Raw genomic sequence first — 21,391 nt, 5'->3', positions numbered from 1 at the left:
CCATCAAACCCATAACCAATTACCATTCCTCACTGCATGAAGTCTTCTGCTACCAAACACTACCGCACGCTGACCGACCTGGTCAAAGCCTGCCAGAACAACGATCCAAAGGCGCAAACCCTTTTTTACAACCGTTTTCGAAGTGAGCTCATCAATACCTGCTCACGTTTTGCGAAAACGAAAGCCGAGGCAGAGGATATTTACCAGGAGTCCTTTATCAAGATTTTCAGGCATATTCACGATATCAAGAATCTCGAATCGGTGGAGTCTTGGATGCGTTCCGTGGTGATCAGGACGGCGATCAACTATTACAACCGCACTACTAAAAAGGAGGTACGCAACTACTCGATGGACTTTACCCCCGGTGAATTTGAATCGCGGGATTATGAAGGGATCATTGATCAGATCAGTATTGGAGTCATCAACGACGTGATCGGACAGTTGCCGGACGGCTACCGAAAGATCGTCAACCTGCACCTCATCGATGGCTATTCGCATGTCGAGATCGCCAAAACTTTATCGATTTCCGATAGCACTTCGCGCTCACAATTGCTCCGTGGCAGAAACCTGCTCATGAAAAAACTAAAAGAGAATGGTATATCGCAATACGAGCTCCCCTGAGCAATTACTGCTCAGGCTTCTGCCATCACAGGGTCTTGTTTTCCTGAAAGTGCAAGCTGGATCTTGCTCACCAGGCTGTTCAGCGAATCGCTGCGTTCCCTGTGCGTACAGGCATACCAATGGCGTACGCCTGTATGCGAGCGGAACGGAAGGATGGCGAGTCCTTTCGTTCCCAGATACTGGCGGGCAGCCCATTCAGCCATGACGGTAATTCCCATTCCGAACCGAACCATTTCAACGATGGCTTCGGTAATGGGTATATGAATGACTTTCTGAGGAGACAGGCTGTCCATCAGTTCGTTGCTGAGCAGATTGCCGCTCCTGCCCGTCTGAAACGCAATGAGGGTTTCGGAATGGATATCCTGAAACTCGAGAGGCGTATTTCTAATGGCCAATGGATGCGTATCTGCCAGCAGGACGATGAGCCGGTCTTCGAAAAGCGGTTCATAATGTAAGTTAGCATTCCCGGCCATCCCGTTTACAATGGCGAGTTCGAGCTTTCCTGATTCCAGGAATTCCATGGGTTTCCTGGTCGCTTCGGCAACGATCTGGATATCGATATCCGGAAATTCCTGATGGAAATCCGTCAGGAGCCGGGGAAGCCAGTGATAGCAGGTGTAGCATTCGGTGCTGATCCGGATAGTTTGCTTTCTTCCATGCCGCATCTCTTTCAGTTCCGCCTCTAATTCACGAATCACAGGCAATACTTTTTCCGAGCTGGTCACGATCCGCTGGCCGGCTTCGCTCAATACCAGTTTTTTCCCGATCCTGTTGAACAACTTAAGTCCGCTTGAAGCTTCGAGGTCCCTGATCTGGTGGCTGAGGGCAGATTGTGTCAGGTTCAGTTTTTCGGCGGCTCGGGTTACCGATCCTTCCGAAATCACTTTTTCGATGATGTATAAATGCTGAAGTGTAAGCATATGGAATGATTTTACCATGAATATTGCTCATGTAAATCATAAAAACAAATCATTTTACTCATATTTATTAGTCACTTACTTTTGTCATGTACTAAAAACAAAAGCACATGAAAGTTCAAAGATTATCCTGGGCGGGCCTGAAAGTGGAATTCAACGGCCAGGTATTGCTGGTAGACGCCGTGCAGAATTACCAGCGAGGCGCTTCGATAGGTCCTGCTGATCCTTTTACGTTCGCATCGGATACTGCGGCTGACTTGATACTCATCACACATCTGCATTCGGATCACTACGAAAAGGAACTGATCAAGGCTGTTTTAAAACCGGGTGGCACGTTCATCAGCTCGGACGAGATCGTAGAGGATCTTTCCGATGACGGTCTCGACCCGCACGGGCTGGCGCTGGGCGAATCTTACCAGGCCGGGGCTTTTACGATCACTCCGGTGTTTGCGATGGACGGAGTCGGTGATAAACAGGTGTCCTGGGTCATCGAAGCGGGTGGGCGGCGCATCCTGCACGGTGGTGATACGATGTGGCATAACCAGTTCTGGCAGCTCGGGAAAACCTGGGGGCAGTTCGATGCGGTGTTTCTGCCGGTAAATGGTGCCGTGGTAACCATTCCACGGATTACGCCTAGCCCTGTACCCATCACGCTGACGCCGGTTCAGGCCATTACCGCGACGCGGTTGCTGAATGCAAAAGTGCTGGTTCCCATTCATTATGGTTTCCACAAGGATGGCATGTACCATCAGCATGAGGCAATGGAAGAGGCGTTGAACGCCGAAGCTGACCACCAGCACGTGCAAGTACAATGGGTAGAGCCAGGCGGCAGGGTGTCATTGCAGGCGGAAATGAATGCTTATTGATTTTTGTCCGACTTTTTTGTTCTGGTTTGTTGTTTGTCGAATAAAACAACTTCGCGACAATCTACATGCAACAACTAAGTCTTTTTGATCCGAAGGAATGCCTGCTTTTTCCTGAAAACTTATTGGAATATTATCCCGGTTTTGTGTCAGTGCCGGAAAGCGGGATGCTCATGAAACAATGGATCGATGAAGTGCCTTGGCGGGAGCAATCGATGCGCATGTACGGCAAGGATGTGCTGGCGCCCCGGCTGATGGCCTGGTTCGGTGATACCGATAAGGCATATACGTTTTCAGGTACCCGGTTTGAACCCTTTGCATGGACACCAGAGTTGAGCGATCTTAAAAGAGGGATAGAAGAAAGAACCGGCTTCACATTTAACAGCGTCCTGCTGAATTACTACAGCAATGGCAATGATTCGGTGGCGTGGCACGGCGACAACGAGCATGAGCTCGGTCAAAATCCGGTGATCGCATCGGTGAGCCTCGGGCAGGAGCGCCGGTTTGAATTCCGCTGCCGGGCGGATCATAACCGAAAGTATGGACTAACCCTGGAAAATGGGTCGCTGCTGATTATGAAAGGCGACTTGCAGCATACGTGGGAACATCGCGTGCCCAAGTCGAAAACACAGCATGGGCCGAGGGTAAACCTGACCTTCCGCACGATCGGTAAGAAAGACGCAATCTGATGTGTGTATTTCTGATAAAATTGGTTACAAAATTTAAGGCCCTTTCCAACGGTTAGCCCGGGAATTGCGTCTCAACATTTGTAACCAATTCCTATTTTAGCCCATGAAAACAACCCGCTTACTTGTATCATTCATGCTGCTGTGGGCAGCATTCGCCTGCCAGGATAGCAGCACAGATCCGATGGAAAAAGATGATAAACTGGCCCGCACGCAAAATGAAGGACTGGAAGGTAAATGGAAAATGACCGAATACCTGGCCGATCCGGGCGACGGCAGCGGACAATGGCAGGTTGTGAAAGATCCTATGGCACATACCATCGAATTTAAAGCGGACGGGAAGTTTATAGAAACAAAAGGGGAGGGAACTTCGTCCGTGCCATTGTTTGACGCTTACAAGATCCTCGATGAGCAGCGGATCGAAATGATACCGATCAACAAAAGCGAGAAGTCGCATATCTGGTATTACTCCAACACTGCTTCGGACAAGCTTACGCTCAGCTATGGCTGCATCGAGGCGTGCTCCGGCAAGTATGTGGCCGTCAAATAGGTCTTGTATTTCCTTATTATTTTTGCAGGATACCTTGAAGTTAGGCTGGATTTATTCAGCCTTTTTTCATGTCCGTTTCTCAGGTTAGACCGGCGGAGCGCGGATGAAATAATGACTGCATTTCAGGCCGGGACGGTCAATGAAGCACTTTAATAAAAAAAGTATAACTTTAAATGAACAAGCCGGTTGAGTCATGAAAACGTCCCCATTTATTTCAGGAGTTCGCGCAATACTGGTAGGCGTGCTGTTTTCGGCATGTTCCGACGATGTCCCAGTACCCAATGAGCAGCAGGTCTATTTTGAAGTGAATTATGCCAACCAGGCGTGGGGTAATCAGTTTAAGGGCTTTCTGATCGATAAGGACGGGCGCATCCTTACTTATGACAAGCCTGCCAAGTGGATCGCGGCCGAAGCGACAGCTATGCTCTCGTCCGGGCAGCTTGAAGCCAATCTTTCCCAGACAATTGTATCAGGTCAACAGATCGGAGCGGCTGATTTGGATAAGTTTGCTACCAAAGCAAAGCAGATAAGCGATGCAGCATTTTCAAAACCTGTCAATGGCGGCGCAGACCTCGGGCTAACGAGATTTTACAGTTACCATTTCGATGCTGCTACAAAGACCTATCGTTTGAAACTGCTCAGGCAGACCGGCAATGTGGTCATTCATAACACGGATTCCCATGCGGAGGATGTCGCGGATTGGCTGGTCAAGGTTGTCGATGATGTCTATTAGGCCGTAAACGGAGAAATAGGAAAGGGTCTGAACGATTTTCGCGCAGACCCTTTTTCTTCACACCCGGCCCGGTCTCTCTCTAAGGCTTGAACACGGACAGTTGGTAATTCACTTTATCATTGGATATCAGAACCTGATAAATGCCTGACGGTAGCTTTCCGAGCTGGAGACTAAGTTTGCCGTTCTGTACAGCCACTTTCTCCCTGATGATCACGACCTGGCCCGAGGCATTGACTACCCTTGCATTGACCCATGCGCCTTGCAGGGTTGGCAGGTCGATGTTGAGCACGGATTGCACAGGGTTGGGGTAGAACCGGATATTTCCCGCTGCGGGCGCATCGATGGCAATGATCCTGCTATATGCAAACTTGCCGTCGGTATCCACTTGTTTCAGTCGATAATAGGTAATGCCCTTGTTGAAATCCGCATCCGTGAAGCTGTAATGGTTGAGGACGGAGGCATTTCCTATTCCTTCGATCCGTCCGGATTCGGTAAAATTTCGGCCATTGGAGCTCTCCTGGACCACAAAGTAAGCGTTATTCACTTCGGAACTGGTCGCCCATTGCAGTACGTTACCTTCTGCGGTATATTTTCCCTCAAAATTTACCAATGTTACAGGTAATGCAGCCCCGGGAGGCGCATTAGACAGGCCAAAGCCCGAAAATCCGGTATTGAATGTCGCAGTGAACGCATAGTCTCCGTTGAATGCCGGGCTCATCTCTACGTCCACCAGCGAAGTCGTCGCGGCGTCTCCGGTGGCAATGTTGTCCGTGCTCTTGCCCATAGACTGGATAGAAGCGACAGGAAAGCCGGATACCTCCGTGGCTTTGTAATACAACGTAATTTCATATTGGCCGGCAGGGTTGTTGTTCGTCGGTGTCACCTTGAACGTCTTGTTGGTGACCTGATAGCCGCCCAGCCAGGATGTTCCGTTATTGCCGGATCGGTCCAGTTCCACAGTAGTGCAGCCGTAATCATGTGAGCTCAGGTTCTTGATCTTGGCCATGAGGTTTCCGGTCGCGGGGTCATAGAAAGCCGCAGTTTCATTAGGCCCGAGGTATTGCTGGGCTGCGCTGCCGGTATTCACCGTCGACATGATCTGTGTCGAATTTGTGGCGGTGACCTTGACATTGTCGATGGCCCACCAGTATTCCGAGTTGGAAATATACCGGAAACGTATCTTCATGTTGACGTTTGCATACTGATCCGGGATGCTCAGGTTCTGGATGTTGGGCGTGAATGCAAGCATGTCGCCCAGAAAACCGGTAGCTTCGTTTTGCGTCAGCAATATCTGCCATGCCGCTCCGTCCCATACTTCCACAGTACCTGTTTCCGGAAAACTCCCCGGCCGGGGCGACCAATCCTGGGAGAAGGTCAGCACGAGGTTCTTTTTCCCAGCGGTGTTAATGGCGGGCGATACCAGGATTTCATCGATCTGATAGGTGCTTGCTACGGTTCCATTCATAAACAAGAAGGGTGATCCCTGGGCATCGAGGGCGGCGTCTATATATTGTACCAGCTCCCACGTGTGATAGCTGTTACCGCCATTGATGATCGTCCACCCCTCAACCCCGTTATTGAAGTTCGAATTAAGTAATTCTTCCGTGTAATTGCCTGGTTCGAGGTCGTCGTCGACTATCGTAAGCTGGAAATTCTGCAAATTGGTCGCCTTGTATCCGTCACCACCATTGGCGTTGATTTCATAAGACAGATCAATGGTTTCGGCGCCCTCCAGATAGGCGTCGTTGTACACACGGACAATAACATTTTGTGTCAGTGCTCCGGAAGAGAGCGTCACCGATGCAGGGGAAATCGTGTAGTCCGCAGTGGCGCCCATTTTGGCAGACCCTCCCGGCGTATTGAATGTCACAATAACGGGCTGGGTAGGAGCCTTGTCGATCTGCAGGGTTACCAGTTTGTCAATGTATTTGAGACAACTTGAAGCTCCGGCTGTAACGGCCTGGCCCTCATTGACGGTTGCACTTGCTGCTACAAAATGCACAGCGGGCGTCACGGCACAGGAGTAAACTCGGATATCGTCGATATACCAGCCGTCTATACCGCCGCAGCCGTCGGTGCCGACCTCAAAACGGAACTGGATATTTTCTCCGGCGTCGAGTCCCAGCGAGGTCAGATTTATCTGGCTTTGGCCCCAGGATCCGGTTAGTGAACCGGCATCCGTTCCCGTAAAGGCCGGCTGCGACTCCATGGGGTTGATGTTTTCGGCGGCGGCGGGTTTGAGGAAATTGTTATATCCGTTGGCGGTAAATGCGGTGGCCGGCAGTAAGGTCCAGGTTCCTCCATTAATGCGGTATTTGATATTGCCCCCATCCCAGGTATCTTCCATCGCGACAAAGTGATCGAACGCCATATTGAGATTCCCCGCGGTACCTGCCGGAATGCCGATAACAGGGCTTTCCATTCTGATGATCCCGGCCTGGATGGATGAGGTGCAATTGCCACCCTGAAAGTCAATACCGAAAGCGACCTGCCCCGGACGTCCGCCCGGCGCGGCTACCTGTTGCCACTGGCGGTTAACCCAGGTTGCGGAGGCGGTCTCAAACGAAGTTGTAAATCCTCCCAAGCCGGTTTCGAAGCTTTCAAAATAGAGGGCAACTCCGGCGCTGGCGCCCTGGCACAGAGCTGGTACAGGTTTCAGAAGGGTGGTAAAGGCGCAATTGTTTGCACTGCGAAGTTCGACGGCCGCGATCACCTTGGCGAGCTCGGCTAGATCTGCCGCGGAAATCGTCTCGGCGGAGTTGCCTGCGGGCGCAGGTGCTGTCGATAATGCGGTCAGGGTGGCGTCGATCAGGTCATTTGCCGCAGCCTCCAAAATGTCGGCCTGGGCTGCGAAATCGGTCGTTGCGGTCATGTAGGACGATTGAGCATGCCAGAATATGTGGGCAGCCTTGGTAAGACCGATCCCGTTGATGGTCTGGCCATTGTAGGTTCCTCCGTCGACCAGCAATGCATAGGCATGGTTGAGGACACCGCTGTTGATATGAACGCCTCCTTCATCGGTGGATGCGCACCAGTACTGCGGATCGGAGACTTTGCCGGGTTGACCAAAACAGGTAGGGTCCCACATATCCCGGCTTTGGACGCCCGCGGCCACAATTTTTTCTCCCATTTGCCAGCGTTGAGAACTTCCGCAACCGGTTCTCAATGCGTTGGATTCGCCTTGGTCCATATAGCCGTTGAGCTGATCCACCGTCTCACCCCATATATCCGAATAGGATTCATTAAGCGCCCCTGACTGCCATTGGTAAATCAGTTCGCTGGTGTATTCGGTGTAGGCATGGGCCCATTCGTGCGCAACCACGTCGTCGGTGGCAATGTCGGTACAATAATTGGCGCTTATACCGTTCCAGTTTGCATTGGGACAATTGATGTCTGGATTGTTGTTGACGGTAATCATCGTGGCTTCACCGCCATTATAAGATGCATGGCCGAACGCATTCTTCATGAGGTTGTAGATGAAACCGGCGGATTCGACTTCCGACTGCTGCCATACGTCGAGTTCGCCAGGAAGCGCGTTTCCCTCGCTCCATTTGAGGTTTCCTTCGGCAATAGACCCTTCATAAAGCAATCGGTTAAGCTGGTGTATACCGGTAAACTGCTCGACTAGCTGTCCGTCATGCGCATCGACATAAAGGAATTCCCGCACATCGACGTCGTTGCGTACCTCGACTTCATACACCAGGGCCTTTGTTCCATTGTAACCTTGCGCCAGGCCCTTTTGAAAGATGTAAAGCGTGCTCTTGTTGACTTTCAGCGGTGCGGCGATCTTCGTGCCCAATTTCTGGGACTTTACAAACCCCAGCGCCAGGGATTCTGCTTCGTGCTGAGCGATCGCCGGCACAACGCTCACCTTGATTTCGGAAATGAAATTCCCGTTGAGCGATGTCAGTGCTTTGTTTTTATTGTAATGAAACCGCATAAGTCCGTCATATACCGGGACTCCCTTATACGTTTGCTGGAGGGTTACGTTGTCCAGGCCATAATGATCTGTTTTCTGACCACGGAACCGGAACTCGTCCTGACCCGACCGGATGCCGAACAAGCCTTTATGTTGGGCGATAAAGTTCATGGATTTCTGCTGAACGTCGCCGCCGGAGATCAGCAGCGCCTTTTGCCCTGGAAAGCGCAGGAAGCTGAGCGAGCGTGTGGCGGGGTCGATGGTGGGCAAAGCACCTGTACTGGCTGCAAAGGCTTCAATTTCTCCCTTTACCGCTGCCTGCGGGTAGGAGGTGTGAGCGTACAGCAATAGGGAAATGAATAGTAGACGATGTTTCATAAGGTTTGTAGAAATAGCGAGGTGAATGGTGTCGAATATAGAGAATATTTTGGTTGGGAAAAACTCTTCCATGAAATTGATCAGGCGATAGTGTATTGACTGTCAATTTCTTATTGAGTGGTACTGCGGCTTCTTGTTATGAGGTATTTCAAATCAAAAAAGACATCATACTGCAGTCTGTAACTCTCGATAAATACATGCGCTCAGATAATTTCTATCCGACTATCGAACAGGAGCTATGTATAATAGAAATTTACCGTAATGTTTCCGCGATGTAGTTAAATCAAGAAGTGTGGTCGCTGTTAGCAATGTATTTGTTATCAAATTGTTAGGTCTGTGAAATGCGCAAACCAACCGACGGCTTTGCATTGTTGCCGGTAAAATTGATACTGATAACTCCATGTATGCGATTTCGACTCCGCCAGACCATTTATCCCCGAATGAATCAGAATACGGAAGGAGAATGATTTCCGTAGTTATTCCACTCTACAACGAGCAGGATAATGTGCTGCACCTGCTGAAAGCCGTGCGGCAGGCCATGAAGGGTTATGACTACGAGGTAATAGCCGTAGATGACGGCTCGACAGACGAGACGGTAAACATGCTGCGGCACGCGGTGGATGACCGGCTCAGAATCGTAAACATGACCCGCAATTTTGGTCAGACAAGCGCAATGGCCGCAGGTATCGCCCTGGCTTCGGGCGATTTTATAGCCACCCTCGACGGTGATCTTCAGAACGACCCGCAGGATATCCCTTTGATGCTCGCACACGCCAGGAAGGAGGAATGGGATATTGTGGCCGGCTACAGGGCGAACCGGCTCGACGGCTGGCTGTTCAGGAAGTTGCCGAGCCGCATTGCGAATGCCATGATCAGGAACCTCACGGGCGTACACTTGCGTGACTACGGCTGCACGCTTAAAGTTTTCAGAAGGGAAGTTGCCGGCCGGCTCGGATTGTACGGAGAGTTGCACCGCTTTATTCCAGTACTGGGTGATCTGACCGGCGCACGAATGACGGAGTTGCCGGTACGCCATCACAAGCGTCTTTTTGGTAAATCGAAGTACGGCCTGGGGAGAACCTCGAAGGTGTTAGGGGATTTACTGCTGGTGGTGTATCTGCAGCGCTGGATGAAAAAGCCGATGCATTTGTTTGGCGCGCTGGGCGGAACCTTCCTTTCAGCGGGCTCAATGCTACTCGTATGGCAGCTGTTCCGGCTTTTCACAGGTACAACGGCGACGCTTGCCGGCCTTGCATTGGTAATCGCAGGAGTGATGGTGATACTGATGGGGTTAATGGCAGAAGTACAAATGCGGGCTTATTACGAAGGCGCCGGAAAAACGCCCTATATCATTCGCGAAATATTTGGCCATGCACAGACCCGCAACGGGCATGCTTTCAGGCAGCATACGGTGACCGACGAACCTGTGAGATCTTAATTTCATCATGCAAAACCATCCCATTTATATCCGGTGCATCTACGCCGGACTCATTTTTGCGATTTACCTCCTCGGGCTGCTGATCCCTCTTTTTGACAATGACAGCGCGCATCACGCGCTCATAGGCATGCACATGTACATGACGGACGATTATGTGAGCCTGATCGACCGGGGACGCGACTATCTCGATAAACCACACATGCTTTTCTGGTTATCGGCGTTGGGAGATACTCTGCTCGGGGTGGGAACATTGTCCTACAAGCTTCCGAGCCTGCTGCTGGCGATTCCCGGTATTTACGCTACATTCCGCCTTGCCGGACGGCTTTATAGCCGGGAGACCGGCTTAAATGCGGTATTGATCCTGGTTTCCAGCCAGGCCTACATCCTGGCTCACAACGATGTGAGGATGGATGCTTTACTACTATCGTTCATCATCACTGCTACCTGGTTGCTCTATGAATATACTGTTACGATGCGGCCGGTGATGCTCATTGCCGGGGCTGCAGTACTTGCGCTATCCTTCGCCACGAAAGGCATGTCGGGTGCTGCGGTGCCTGTGATAGCTGTGGGTTCACAACTGCTTTATTCACGTAACTGGCGGTTTATTTTTTCTCTAAGATGGCTTTGGGCAATTCCGCTGTTTTTTGTGATGATCAGCCCGGTACTTTATTGCTATTATCTTCAGTTTGACCTCCACCCCGAGAAAACCATCCGGGGAATGAGCCATATTTCGGGCGTTGCCTTCATCCTTTTTTTTCAAAATACCGAGCGGCTGAACGGGGTCAACTGGGGAAGTTCAGGGGGGAGCGATCCGTTCCTGTTTTTCCATTCTTTACTCTGGGCCTTACTACCATGGTGTCTGTTGGGATACTGGGCTGTTTTCCGGCGCGGTGTTCATTTGATCCGAAAGGGCTTTTCGCCTGAAAAAAATGGTGAAATCCTGACCTGGACCACGATAGTGGTCATGTTTTGCATTCTTACCTCGTCCAATTTCCGCCTTCCGCATTATCTGAATATCCTGTTCCCCTTCTTCGCGATCCTTATCGCTGGTGAGTTGGAGAAGGTAACTGGGCGGGAAAGTAATGTGCTCACAGGCATGCAAAAGTTCGTCTCGGTCGTGATGATCCTGGTAGGGCTTTTTATTAACCTGTATTTGTTCCCCGTCAGAGCTTATGCCCTTGTTTTGCTGATCATACCGGCATTGTATCTGGTGGTTTATGAATGGCGCGCGACGCCTGGCTGGCCGAACCGGCTCATAGGCATTTCGTTAAGCGCCTCGCTGCTGGTCAATGTGTTGATGAACGGCAGTTTTTACTACGAAATACAACGGTACCAGGCCGGGCAGTACATCGCTGCGAAAATCCGGCAAATGGGTATCGCTGAAAATAATGTCTACATCCTGCAATGGGAAAGCCCCACATTGAATTACTATTCCGAATTTTTCTATCGCGACGTGGATACAGCGGCGTTAGCCCGTGAAACCGACTTCTGGATCGTGGGACCGGTGGATGAGATCAATAACCTGAAAGACGAGCATAGATTACAAGTAAAGGAATCGTACACCTACCTGGATTTCGACACCACCAAACTCAAAGCCGGATTTATTAACCCGGTCACACGATTGAAAGCGTGTAAGAACATTGCGCTCGTGCACTTAAAGAAAGATTGAGATGAAGCAATGGAAATGGCTTCTGAAAATTGCGGTAACAGCAGCATTGCTTTGCTGGGTAGGGTCGGGTATTGACCGCGGGCGTTTTGCTGCGGCTGTCGGGGGAGCGGACAGAACGTTGCTGCTTCTGGCAATCATTCCGTACATTTTTTCCCGCATTACCGCTGCATTCCGGCTGACCCTGATGCTGAATGTAAACGGGATACCGCTTTCCCGCATAACGGGCCTCTATTTACATTGGATCAGCATGTTTTACGGCATGTTCCTGCCGGGAGGGCTGGGCGGTGATGCGTATAAACTTGTTCGTTTGAGACAGTATTTTCCTGAACAGAAAACGATATTACTTACTACAACACTGCTTTGGGACCGGATCATTGGACTTACAGTGCTGGTATTGCTCGCCGGCCTGCTGGTTGCTACGCGGCTTTACGACTTTTTTTTTATCGGGGGTGTGGCGGCCATCGGAATCGTTTCGGCAGTGATCTTCCGCATTGCGGCGGCGCGTTTTCTGCATGATATTATTCCGGTATTGGGGAGGTTGCTGATATTGTCGACGCTGACGCAAGTGGCTCAGATCGTGTGTATTGTGGTTTTGCTTAAAGCGGTTGGAGCCAGCGGCCATCTGGTGGATTATATACTGATATTCCTCCTGTCGTCCATTGCTGCGATGTTTCCGCTGAGTATCGGAGGCGTTGGAATCAGAGAACTGGTCTTTATGAAAGGCGCTCAGTTCCTGGGAACTTCGGAGCATATCGCGGTGACTGCCAGTGTGCTATTCGACATCATCGTTACGCTCACGGCGATCACCGGCGCATTTTTGGTGCTGGGAAAAGGTGTTGGGGAACCCGTAGATGAACCGGCTTTTAAATGAACACCGCCACTGAAAAAAGCCGCCCGGATTCCGGACGGCTTTGATTGCTTTATTGTACAAACCATTAAGGCTGATAGAATTTTACGGTGCCATCTTCCTCATTGCTGCTGATCAGCAGGCTTTTACCATTGGGGCTTTTATCGGAAGGAATGAATAAAATACCCTCGGGAGCGTCCCCTGTTTTGATGATCTGAAGAAATTGCGGGGCAGCAGGAGTGGTCAGATCGTAAACACCGATTGCATCCACACGCTCCATGGCGATAAATGCAACAGGCTTTCCATTCATCCATCCGATGGTAACGCCTTCCGGTTCGACACCTTTGTCATCTGACCTCGCATCGTCGTAAATTCCGGCTTTGATCACTTCTTGTTCCAGGTTATTACCCGAGTCGTGGACGAGTTGCATATTGGTCGCATTGAAAATGCTGAAACCGCGTCCGCCGAACCCGTAAAGCACATCGTAGTCGTTATCGTTGTCGATATCACCGCGTGTACTGGTGACGCGCAGCCGGCCGAGATTGGCGTCTTTTTGCAGTTCACCTGCATTCGGGAAGGCGGTAGGGTCCAATTTGAGTGATTTGACGCGCTTCTGTTCGTCGAATGTACTGTATTCGCGGGCGTCGCCTTCGTTAGCGGTGATCAGGTAAGAAGTGCCGTTCACGGAGAAGTGCGAGATCGCATCCGGAAGGTAGAACGACTGTACAGGCCATGTTTTCAAGTCAATTTTCTTGTCCTCGTCGCTCGCATCCATCGCGTTGATCAGCTGGCTGATATCTTTCGTGCCCAGCGGGTGAAGATTCAGCACCGAGCCATTGATGAGGTCGATTTCTGCGATGCCGTTATTTTCCTGCAGGGTTACGAATGCCTTTTTGGAGTCGGCCGAGACTGCGACGTATTCGGGTTCGATATCCTGCGCAAAAGTTGCTTTAGGCCCGAACATGCGGAAACCTTTTGCGGCCAGCGCGGCGTAGGAACCCTCGAAAGCAGCGAAATTGAGCGTCTTAACACTGTAATTATTGATGACGTCGATAATAGAAACCGATCCTTCGGGATCAACGGTGTAATCTGCATTGGGTTCGCCTTCGTTCGCGGTGACGATAAACCGGCCATCCGGACTAAATGTGACCATGTCGGGCAATGCGCCGACGGCAACCTGTTTGATCATCGCCAGTGTGCTGGTGTTCATCACAATCACGCTGCCGTTCGCCTGTTTATTGGTCGCTTCCAGGGCAATGGCAAGTTTTCCGTCCGAGACGGCCACGCTGTTTGCAACGCCACCCAGGGCCGACACGTCGATCGGTTGCAGCTTGGTAATGGCCGGCAATGCAGAAAGATCAAGCACATCCACGATGGCTGCTTTCTCATTGTTGACGGTGAAAAGCCTTTTGGAACCAGGGTCGTAGGCTGATATTTCAGCTGCGCCAATGTTGCCCAGGTCAATGCCCGCCACTTCTCTGAATGCCGCGGGATTTTCCTGAACAGGATTTTGGATAATGTGGTCGTTGATGCAACCATTCAGGACGGCTGCGGTAAGCAACAGCGCGAGTAAAGATTTGTTCTGCATTTTTTGTTGTGAGTAGTTTAGAAAACTAAAATTACTCACGGTCGTAAGCCGGCAGGAAGCGTTATTTGAAACTTAACAAAAAGATAATCAGGATTGTCTAAAGGTGGCCCGCCCATGCGATGCCACCGACGATGTGTTTCATGGAAGCAGGATCACGGTATGTGGAGGCGTTATGTCCGATCGCGGTATAAAACATCCTTCCTTTCCCGACTATATGTGTCCACGAAATAGGATGGTCGCCCCGCATTGCTCTTGGCCAGAAAGCAGGGTAGGTGCTTTCATCAACGGTGAGGAGAACCCGGAACCCCGGCTTGCCCCGCACATTGTCACGGAAATTATACCACTCGTCCTTTTTATTCCAGCGAACAGGGAGGCCGTCGGTAGCGGGATGGGAAACGGGTTCGGTCATAATTTCGGCTCGGGGAACAGGGTAGGGCAGAAATGTGTGATTGCGGAAGCGCGTACCGAGCAGTGTTCCGTACCATTCCCAGTCGTACTCGCAATCGGAGGCGGAATGGATACCCGCATATCCACCTCCGTTTTCAATGTATTTTTCAAATGCCTTTTGCTGCTCTTCGGTGAGGAAATCACCGGTTGTGGAGAGAAATATGACTGCGCGGTAGGAGCGGAGGCACACTGCGTTAAAATAAGCGCCGTTTTCCGTGGCGACGACCTCCCAGCCACGCTTTTTACCTGCGTCGCGGATGGCCTTTACCGCTGTTTCAATGGAAGCGTGGCGGTAGCCGTTGGTTTTGGAAAAAACCAATATGGCTTTCGGCCCGGTTGCCGTGCAATGAGCAGGAATTACCTTTTCGAATACCGGATGTTGCCAGGGTAACCAACGCATCAGGTGCAGCGCGTAGAGACCCGAGCACGCCAACGATACCAATGCGATCGCCAGTATCCTGAAAAGTGTGCGACGGAAAACAGGTTTCATTTTTTGACGATACCCGTCGATTTATGGGTGTGTATAAATTGCTTGACACCAGGTTGGGTGACCTTAATCCCTTCCAGCGTAGCGCCGTGCACATCGTCCGTGACGATGGCGGTGCGGTAGTCCTTTTTCTCGCACGTGAGCGTAAGGTTACTGATTTTGACGTCTTTGGCATGCCGCATGTAAAGTCCCCAGGCGGGCAATTCGTCGAACATCGAAAACTCGGGGTAGAAGGTCGGTTTTTCGGGGACTTTATCGAGCTCGTCCAATCCGATTTTGGCATACATCGGGTTACCACCACCCGGGAATTTGATTTCGATGTTTTTCAATGTCACATTGGAAATCAGCGCATCCGGCATTCCGACGATCGAGGATGGAGAAATATTGCGGGGCATGTCTTCGATCGGGCCTTCGTATTCGTAACCAGCGTCGGGTTTGGTTGCAGGCACTTCCACGTACATATTCGAAATACTCACATTCTCCATTCGCCCTTTCTTCCCTTTTACGCGCTCGCCTATACGCAGGAAGATCGCATTGCCGGTGTTATAGGCTTTTAAGCTATCTACAATCACATTCTCCACAAAACCGCCATCCACAGCGGCCAGCGTCACCGCCGAACGGTAAGTGTCAAAAATTTTTACATTATAAATTTTAACATTACTAAAACCGCCATAAGACGCCGTACCGAATTTGATGCCGTTGGCGCTGGAACGGATGGTGCAGTTGCGGACGAGCACATTTTTGCAGACTTTGGAAGCATCGTGCGACTTGAGACAGATCCCGTCATCATCGGAGTCGATGAAGGAGTTGGTGATCGTTACCCCGTCACAATCTACGATGTCGATGCCGTCGTTGTTCCAGTAGGCTTTGCTGTCGACGGTAATGCTGTCGATGGTCACGTTCTTACACTGATCGTAGATCTGCACCCAGCTTGCCGAGTTCTGCATGGTCACGTTTTTGATGTTCACATTCTCGCAGTTGCGGATGTATGCAAGTACGGGACGGGTTTCGGCTTCCGGGCGGTCCTGGCGAAACAGATCTTTGATGAGACCTTTATGGATCATATCGACGATGTTGCGGGCAATATAGCGGCCGCGGCCGTCGATCACGCCTTGGCCGGTGATGCCGATATTCTGCTGATCGTGGGCGAAAACAATGGCCGTCCAAACCTTTTTGTCATAATCCCATGGATTGAGCGATCCGAGCAGGACAGCGCCTTCTTCCAAATGCAGCGTCACATTCGATTTGAGGTGAACCGAACCGGTGAGGTAGCGGCCTACATTGAAAACCAGCCTGCCACCGCCGTTCTGGTGAATAAAATCGATGGCATACTGAATGGAGCGGGTGTTGAGCGTGGTGCCGTCGGAATGGATGCCGAAAAGCGAGGTGCGGTAGTCTTTGGCTTGCAGGGACGGGAAGGAAAAGGTCAGTAACGCGATGATGAGGTAATTTTTCAGGCTCATTACAAAGTCGATTAGGTGAGTACGGATGGTTACATACAAAAATCATCGTAATAAGCTGATTTCGTGAGCGAATTACCTTTCCGGCCATAAATAAAGATACCTCCGGTGCCGGAGGTATCTTTACAAAAACCACATCCTATTTAATCTGTCAATTCCAGCCGCCTCCCAGTGCCCGGTAAATATTCACCGTGGCATGCATCTGGCGCATTTTGGTCTCGATCAGTTCAAATTTTGATTCCAGTGCGTCGCGCTGGGTCAGCAATACTTCCATGTAATCGGCACGGGCTGAGGCGAACAACCGGTTCGAAATGGTCGTCGATTGGTTCAATGCCTCCACTTCCTTCGTTTTCATATCGTAGCTTTTCCCCAGGTTGCTGATGTTCGACAACTGGTTTACGACCTCGATGTAGGCATTCAGCACCGTGCGCTGATAGTTGTAAATGGCCTGGATCTGTTTGGCATTCGCGTTGGCATAACCTGCCCGGATCGCATAACGGTTGATCACCGGTCCGGCGAGGTCGCCTATGAGCGATCCCATGATCGACTCGGGCACCCTTGCAAGGAAAATGGGGCTGAAGGCCTGGAAACCCAGACTGGCCGACAATCCCAGCGATGGGTAGAAATTGGCCCGTGCGACAGTCACATCGATTTTCGCTGCTTCGAGGTCGAGTTCCGCCTGCCTGATATCCGGGCGGTTCGAAAGCAGTTGTGAAGGGATACCGGCCTGTACCACATTGGGTACGAGGTTTTCGAAGCCCTGGTTGCTGCGCTGTACCGGCTGCGGATAACGCCCCACGAGAAAGTTGATCCGGTTTTCGGTTTCGATGATCTGCTGCTGGATATTGAATTGCAGGTTTTGTGTTTTGAGCACCTGCGCTTCAAATCTCCGAACGGCCAGCTCGGTAACGCGTGTCGCTTCCTTTTCCATCTTCACGATCTTCAAAGCATTGTTTTGGATATCAACGTTTTGACGGATAATCGCCAGTTCTGTATCGAGCGCAAGCAGTTCGTAATACGAATTCGCTATTTCCGCGGCCAGGTTGGTCATCATGAAGTTCTTGCCTTCAATGGACGACAGGTACCTGGTTGCAGCTGCCTTTTTCGCATTCCGCAGTTTGTGCCAGATATCGACTTCCCAGCGCGCTACCGCGGCGATGTTCACATCAGGAAGCGGATCGGGCGTTTCCCGGCCGGGCTTGATGTCGGTAGTAGCTTCGCTGGCACCGATATTGGTGTAACGGGCTGCTTTTTCAACACCGGCTCCACCTCTGAGTCCTACGAACGGAAGGTATTCCCCCTTGCGGACACTGATCTCGTTCTGTGCGATCTGGATCTCCTGCAACGTCACATTCAGTTCCTGGTTGTTCTTGAAGGCGGTGTCGACCAGGGCATTCAGATAGGGATCGGTAAAAAAGGATTTCCAACTTACTTTCCCGGTATTGGTGGAGTCCTGCGAGCCGTTGTAGCTCACAGGTACCACTTTATTTTCTGATTTCTGGACCAGTGCCGGGATATTGCAGGCCGTGTAGGTCAGGCCGATGAAGGTGATCCCGACCCAATTCAATATTCTTTTATTTCGCATGTTCGTCTTTATCTTCTGAATGTGGGAAAGCGTCGATGGCGTGAACGAACCCTTCGGACAGCGGGCTGTCGTCCTCATTTTTGATCAGCTGTCTGCCGTCGGCCAGCTTGCCGAATATGTAATACAAACCGGGGATGATGATGACCCCGAAAATGGTCCCGAACAACATACCACCCAATGCGGAAGCACCGATGGTACGGTTCCCGATCGCACCAGCGCCTGTGGCGATGATCAGCGGGATCAGACCGGCCACGAATGCGAAGGAGGTCATCAGGATCGGGCGGAAACGCACTCTCGCACCTTCAATGGCCGCTTCGAGGATCGTTGCGCCTTCCTGCCGTTTTTGGACGGCAAACTCCACGATCAATACCGCGTTTTTACCCAACAGCCCCACGAGCATGATCAGACCGATCTGTGCGTAGATGTTGTTTTCCAGGCCCATCAGGTTCAGCACGAGGAACGAACCGAATACACCCACGGGAAGCGAGGTCACAACCGCTAACGGGATGATGAAGCTTTCATACTGTGCCGCAAGTACCAGGTACACGAATGCCAACACGATCATGAATACCACCAGAGATTCGTTACCACGGATCGATTCGTCGTAGGAAAGACCTTCGAATGCGATGTCGTATCCTTTCGGAAGGGTCTTGGCAGCCACTTCGCGGATAGCCGATATGGCTTCGGCAGTGGTGTAGCCTTTGGCCGGAAGTCCCTGGATCGCCGCCGAATTGTACAGGTTGAAACGCGTGATTTCGTTAGGTCCCTGGCCTTTTTTGAGCTTCATAAATGCCGAGTAAGGCACCATTTCGCCTGCGTCGTTTTTTACAAAAAGTTTCAAAAGATCGGTCGGAAGCCTTCTGTACTGGGGATCGGACTGGACGTATACTTTAAAGAACTGGTTGAACTTGATAAAACCCTGCTCGTAAGTACTACCGATCATGATGTTGAGGTTATCCATCGCTTTTCCGATCGACACGCCTTTCTGCATCGCCAGCTTGTTGTCGATTTCGAGTTCGTACTGCGGATAGTTTGCAGCGAAGAAGGTGAACAGGCCCGTCAACTCCTTACGCTTGCCCAGGTTTTCCATGAATTCTTTATTGATCCTGTCAAACTCATGGTAATCGGTATCCGTGTTTTTATCCAGCAAACGCATCGAGAAACCACCGGAAGTACCGAAGCCCGGGATCGCCGGTGGTTCGAAGAATTCGACTGTCGCGCCGAGCCCTTTCGATGCGTGTTCCAGTTCTTCCATGATCTCCTTCACATTCTGGTCACGCTCGTGCCATGGTTTGAGGTTGATCAGACAGGTACCTGCATTGGAACCGCGACCTTCCGTCATGATCTCATAACCTGCGAGAGACGATACGGATTCGATTCCTTTCACTTCTTCACAGATCTTCTGCAAGCGCCGCGATACCTCGTTGGTTTTTTCCAGCGTGGAGCCCGGAGGGGTCTGGATGATCGCGTAAATCGTACTCTGGTCTTCGTTAGGGATAAAACCTGCCGGTACGATCGAATTCTCGTAGGCGATACCCGCACAAAATGCTGCCAATATGAGGAACGTAACAAAGCGGCGGTTCACGATCAGTCTCAGCAGGCTCACATACTTGCCGGTCATGTTGTCGAACCCGCGGTTGAAGCTGTCAAGGACGCGTGTGAGCGGATTTTTCTTGCGCTCGTGCCCGTGATGGTTTTTAAGCATAATGGCGCACAACACCGGTGTGAGCGTCAACGCGATAAGCGCCGAAATGACAATCGAGCTTGCCATCGTGATCGAGAACTGACGGTAGAAGGTACCTACCGGACCCGACATAAACGAAATAGGCAGGAACACCGACACCATGACGGCGGTGATCGCGATGATCGCACCCGAAATCTCTCCAAGAACTTTTCTAACAGCGTTAAATGGTGATAAATGCGGCTCTTCTTCCATCTTGGCGTGGACCGCTTCTACCACCACGATCGCATCATCGACTACAATACCGATTGCCAATACAAGTGCGAAAAGCGTGATCAGGTTGATCGAAAGCCCGAAGCCCTGGATCACAAAGAATGCACCGATCAACGACACCGGAACCGCCAGGATCGGGATGAGGGTCGAACGCCAGTCGCCGAGGAAGATGAACACCACGATCGCAACGAGGATAAATGCATCGCGCAGCGTGTGGATCACCTGCTCGATAGACGCGTCGAGGAACTGTGAAACGTCATAGCTGATCTTGTAATCCATGCCCGGAGGGAAAGATGCCTTCATGACGTCCAGCTTCTGTTTTACCTCCTTAATTACATCACTCGCATTACTACCGTAGTTCTGGCGCAATACGATCGCCGCCGAAGCCTTGCCGTCGAGGTTGGAATAAATATCAAAGAACTCACTGCCCAGTTCGACTTTGGCAATATCTTTCAAATGAATGCTTTCACCTTCCGCGTTGGCACGGATGATAATATCTTCGTATTCTTTTGGTTCGCTGTACCGGCCTTTATAGGTAAGTACGTATTCCAATGACTGCGCCGCAATACCGGAGCTCTGGCCGATCCGACCCGGACGTCCGATAATACTTTGTTCTCCGAGAGCCTTCATCACTTCCTCTACCGAAATGCTGTACGCACGCATGCGGTCGGGGTTGAGCCACACCCGCATCGCATAGCGCCGGCTACCAAGTATTTGTGCCCTGGCTACCCCTTTGGTACGCTGGATTTCAGGGATCATTTTAACGGTAGCATAGTTGAAGAGGAATTTTTCGTCAATGCTCTTGGTCTTCGAGTAGAGGTTGACGTACATCAGCATACTGGGCTGAATGGGGGTGATGATAACACCTTCACGCTGAACAAGTTCCGGGAGGAGCGGCATTACCTGGTCAACCCTTGTTTTTACCCGGATAACGGCGTCGTTAGGGTCCGTGCCGGGCTCAAAAATGATCCTGAGTGTGGCTTCACCGGCACTGGTTGCATCCGTTGCGATATACCGCATGTCCTGCACACCGTTTATCGCCTGTTCGAGGGTGATCAGCGTGGATTTGACCAGTACGTCGGCGCTTGCTCCCGGGTAAGCGATAAATATGTTTACCGTGGTAGGTGCAATATCCGGGAACTGGGAAATAGGTAACTTCTTGATAGCCAATATTCCTATAAAGACTATCATGACCGATATTACAATGGCGAATACAGGTCTGCGTATGAATTGATTAAACATATCTTTT

Annotated in this window: 15 protein-coding genes; 8 read left to right on the top strand and 7 right to left on the bottom strand. The window is 51.0% G+C overall.

What is annotated here, in order from left to right; translation table 11 throughout:
* The first annotated feature begins 36 nt into the window (after nucleotides 1–36).
* Nucleotides 37–621, top strand: coding sequence for an RNA polymerase sigma factor (locus BP71_RS06145; protein WP_496377669.1), 585 nt, complete (start codon nucleotides 37–39; stop codon nucleotides 619–621).
* An 11-nt stretch (nucleotides 622–632) separates the two neighbouring features.
* Here BP71_RS06145 and BP71_RS06140 read toward each other — a convergent pair whose 3' ends face one another.
* Nucleotides 633–1,541 (bottom strand): LysR family transcriptional regulator, encoded by a 909-nt coding sequence (locus BP71_RS06140; RefSeq protein WP_496377668.1) that lies wholly within the window; start codon nucleotides 1,539–1,541, stop codon nucleotides 633–635.
* Nucleotides 1,542–1,648: 107 nt separating this feature from the next.
* On the opposite strand from BP71_RS06140, the gene BP71_RS06135 reads away from it, so the two are divergent.
* From BP71_RS06135 to BP71_RS06120, 4 genes are all read left to right on the top strand, one after another.
* Nucleotides 1,649–2,404: an MBL fold metallo-hydrolase gene (locus BP71_RS06135; protein ID WP_496377667.1), complete on the top strand. Its 756-nt coding sequence runs from the start codon at nucleotides 1,649–1,651 to the stop codon at nucleotides 2,402–2,404.
* A gap of 65 nt (nucleotides 2,405–2,469) precedes the next feature.
* On the top strand, nucleotides 2,470–3,090 hold the full coding sequence (locus BP71_RS06130; RefSeq protein WP_496377666.1) for an alpha-ketoglutarate-dependent dioxygenase AlkB family protein: 621 nt from the start codon (nucleotides 2,470–2,472) through the stop codon (nucleotides 3,088–3,090).
* Between the two features lie 103 nt (nucleotides 3,091–3,193).
* Complete coding sequence (locus BP71_RS06125; protein WP_496377665.1) at nucleotides 3,194–3,637, top strand: hypothetical protein; 444 nt, start codon at nucleotides 3,194–3,196, stop codon at nucleotides 3,635–3,637.
* A gap of 193 nt (nucleotides 3,638–3,830) precedes the next feature.
* Entirely contained in the window at nucleotides 3,831–4,370 is a 540-nt protein-coding gene (locus tag BP71_RS06120) for a hypothetical protein (RefSeq protein ID WP_496377664.1), read from the top strand.
* Between the two features lie 79 nt (nucleotides 4,371–4,449).
* On the opposite strand, the gene BP71_RS06115 is transcribed toward BP71_RS06120, so the two are convergent.
* Nucleotides 4,450–8,667, bottom strand: coding sequence for a M4 family metallopeptidase (locus BP71_RS06115; RefSeq protein ID WP_496377663.1), 4,218 nt, complete (start codon nucleotides 8,665–8,667; stop codon nucleotides 4,450–4,452).
* Nucleotides 8,668–9,130: 463 nt separating this feature from the next.
* Between BP71_RS06115 and BP71_RS06110 the strand changes: the two genes are divergently transcribed.
* From BP71_RS06110 to BP71_RS06100, 3 genes are read left to right on the top strand one after another with little or no spacing between them, the layout of a single operon-like run.
* Nucleotides 9,131–10,105 (top strand): glycosyltransferase family 2 protein, encoded by a 975-nt coding sequence (locus tag BP71_RS06110; RefSeq protein ID WP_496377662.1) that lies wholly within the window; start codon nucleotides 9,131–9,133, stop codon nucleotides 10,103–10,105.
* A 7-nt stretch (nucleotides 10,106–10,112) separates the two neighbouring features.
* A complete protein-coding gene (locus tag BP71_RS06105) occupies nucleotides 10,113–11,774 on the top strand; it encodes an ArnT family glycosyltransferase (protein ID WP_496377661.1) in 1,662 nt (553 codons plus the stop codon).
* A gap of 1 nt (nucleotide 11,775) precedes the next feature.
* Nucleotides 11,776–12,645 carry a lysylphosphatidylglycerol synthase transmembrane domain-containing protein gene (locus BP71_RS06100; RefSeq protein WP_496377659.1) on the top strand — a complete coding sequence of 290 codons (870 nt, stop codon included), beginning with the start codon at nucleotides 11,776–11,778 and terminating at the stop codon, nucleotides 12,643–12,645.
* A 64-nt stretch (nucleotides 12,646–12,709) separates the two neighbouring features.
* Here BP71_RS06100 and BP71_RS06095 read toward each other — a convergent pair whose 3' ends face one another.
* The 5 genes from BP71_RS06095 to BP71_RS06075 form a co-directional block, all read right to left on the bottom strand.
* Entirely contained in the window at nucleotides 12,710–14,209 is a 1,500-nt protein-coding gene (locus tag BP71_RS06095) for a choice-of-anchor I family protein (protein WP_496377657.1), read from the bottom strand.
* A gap of 97 nt (nucleotides 14,210–14,306) precedes the next feature.
* Complete coding sequence (locus tag BP71_RS06090) at nucleotides 14,307–15,146, bottom strand: ThuA domain-containing protein (protein ID WP_496377655.1); 840 nt, start codon at nucleotides 15,144–15,146, stop codon at nucleotides 14,307–14,309.
* Nucleotides 15,143–16,606, bottom strand: a complete 1,464-nt coding sequence (locus tag BP71_RS06085) for a glycoside hydrolase family 28 protein (protein WP_496377653.1) — start codon at nucleotides 16,604–16,606, stop codon at nucleotides 15,143–15,145. Before BP71_RS06085 ends, BP71_RS06090 begins: the two co-directional genes overlap by 4 nt.
* Before the next feature lie 148 nt (nucleotides 16,607–16,754).
* Nucleotides 16,755–18,188, bottom strand: a complete 1,434-nt coding sequence (locus tag BP71_RS06080) for a TolC family protein (RefSeq protein WP_496377651.1) — start codon at nucleotides 18,186–18,188, stop codon at nucleotides 16,755–16,757.
* Nucleotides 18,178–21,384: an efflux RND transporter permease subunit gene (locus BP71_RS06075; RefSeq protein ID WP_496377649.1), complete on the bottom strand. Its 3,207-nt coding sequence runs from the start codon at nucleotides 21,382–21,384 to the stop codon at nucleotides 18,178–18,180. Before BP71_RS06075 ends, BP71_RS06080 begins: the two co-directional genes overlap by 11 nt.
* Nucleotides 21,385–21,391 lie beyond the last annotated feature (7 nt).

Source organism: Dyadobacter ginsengisoli DSM 21015, from assembly GCF_059568735.1.
Note: the sequence above shows the minus strand (reverse complement) of the source record. Positions and strands in the feature narration are given on the sequence as shown.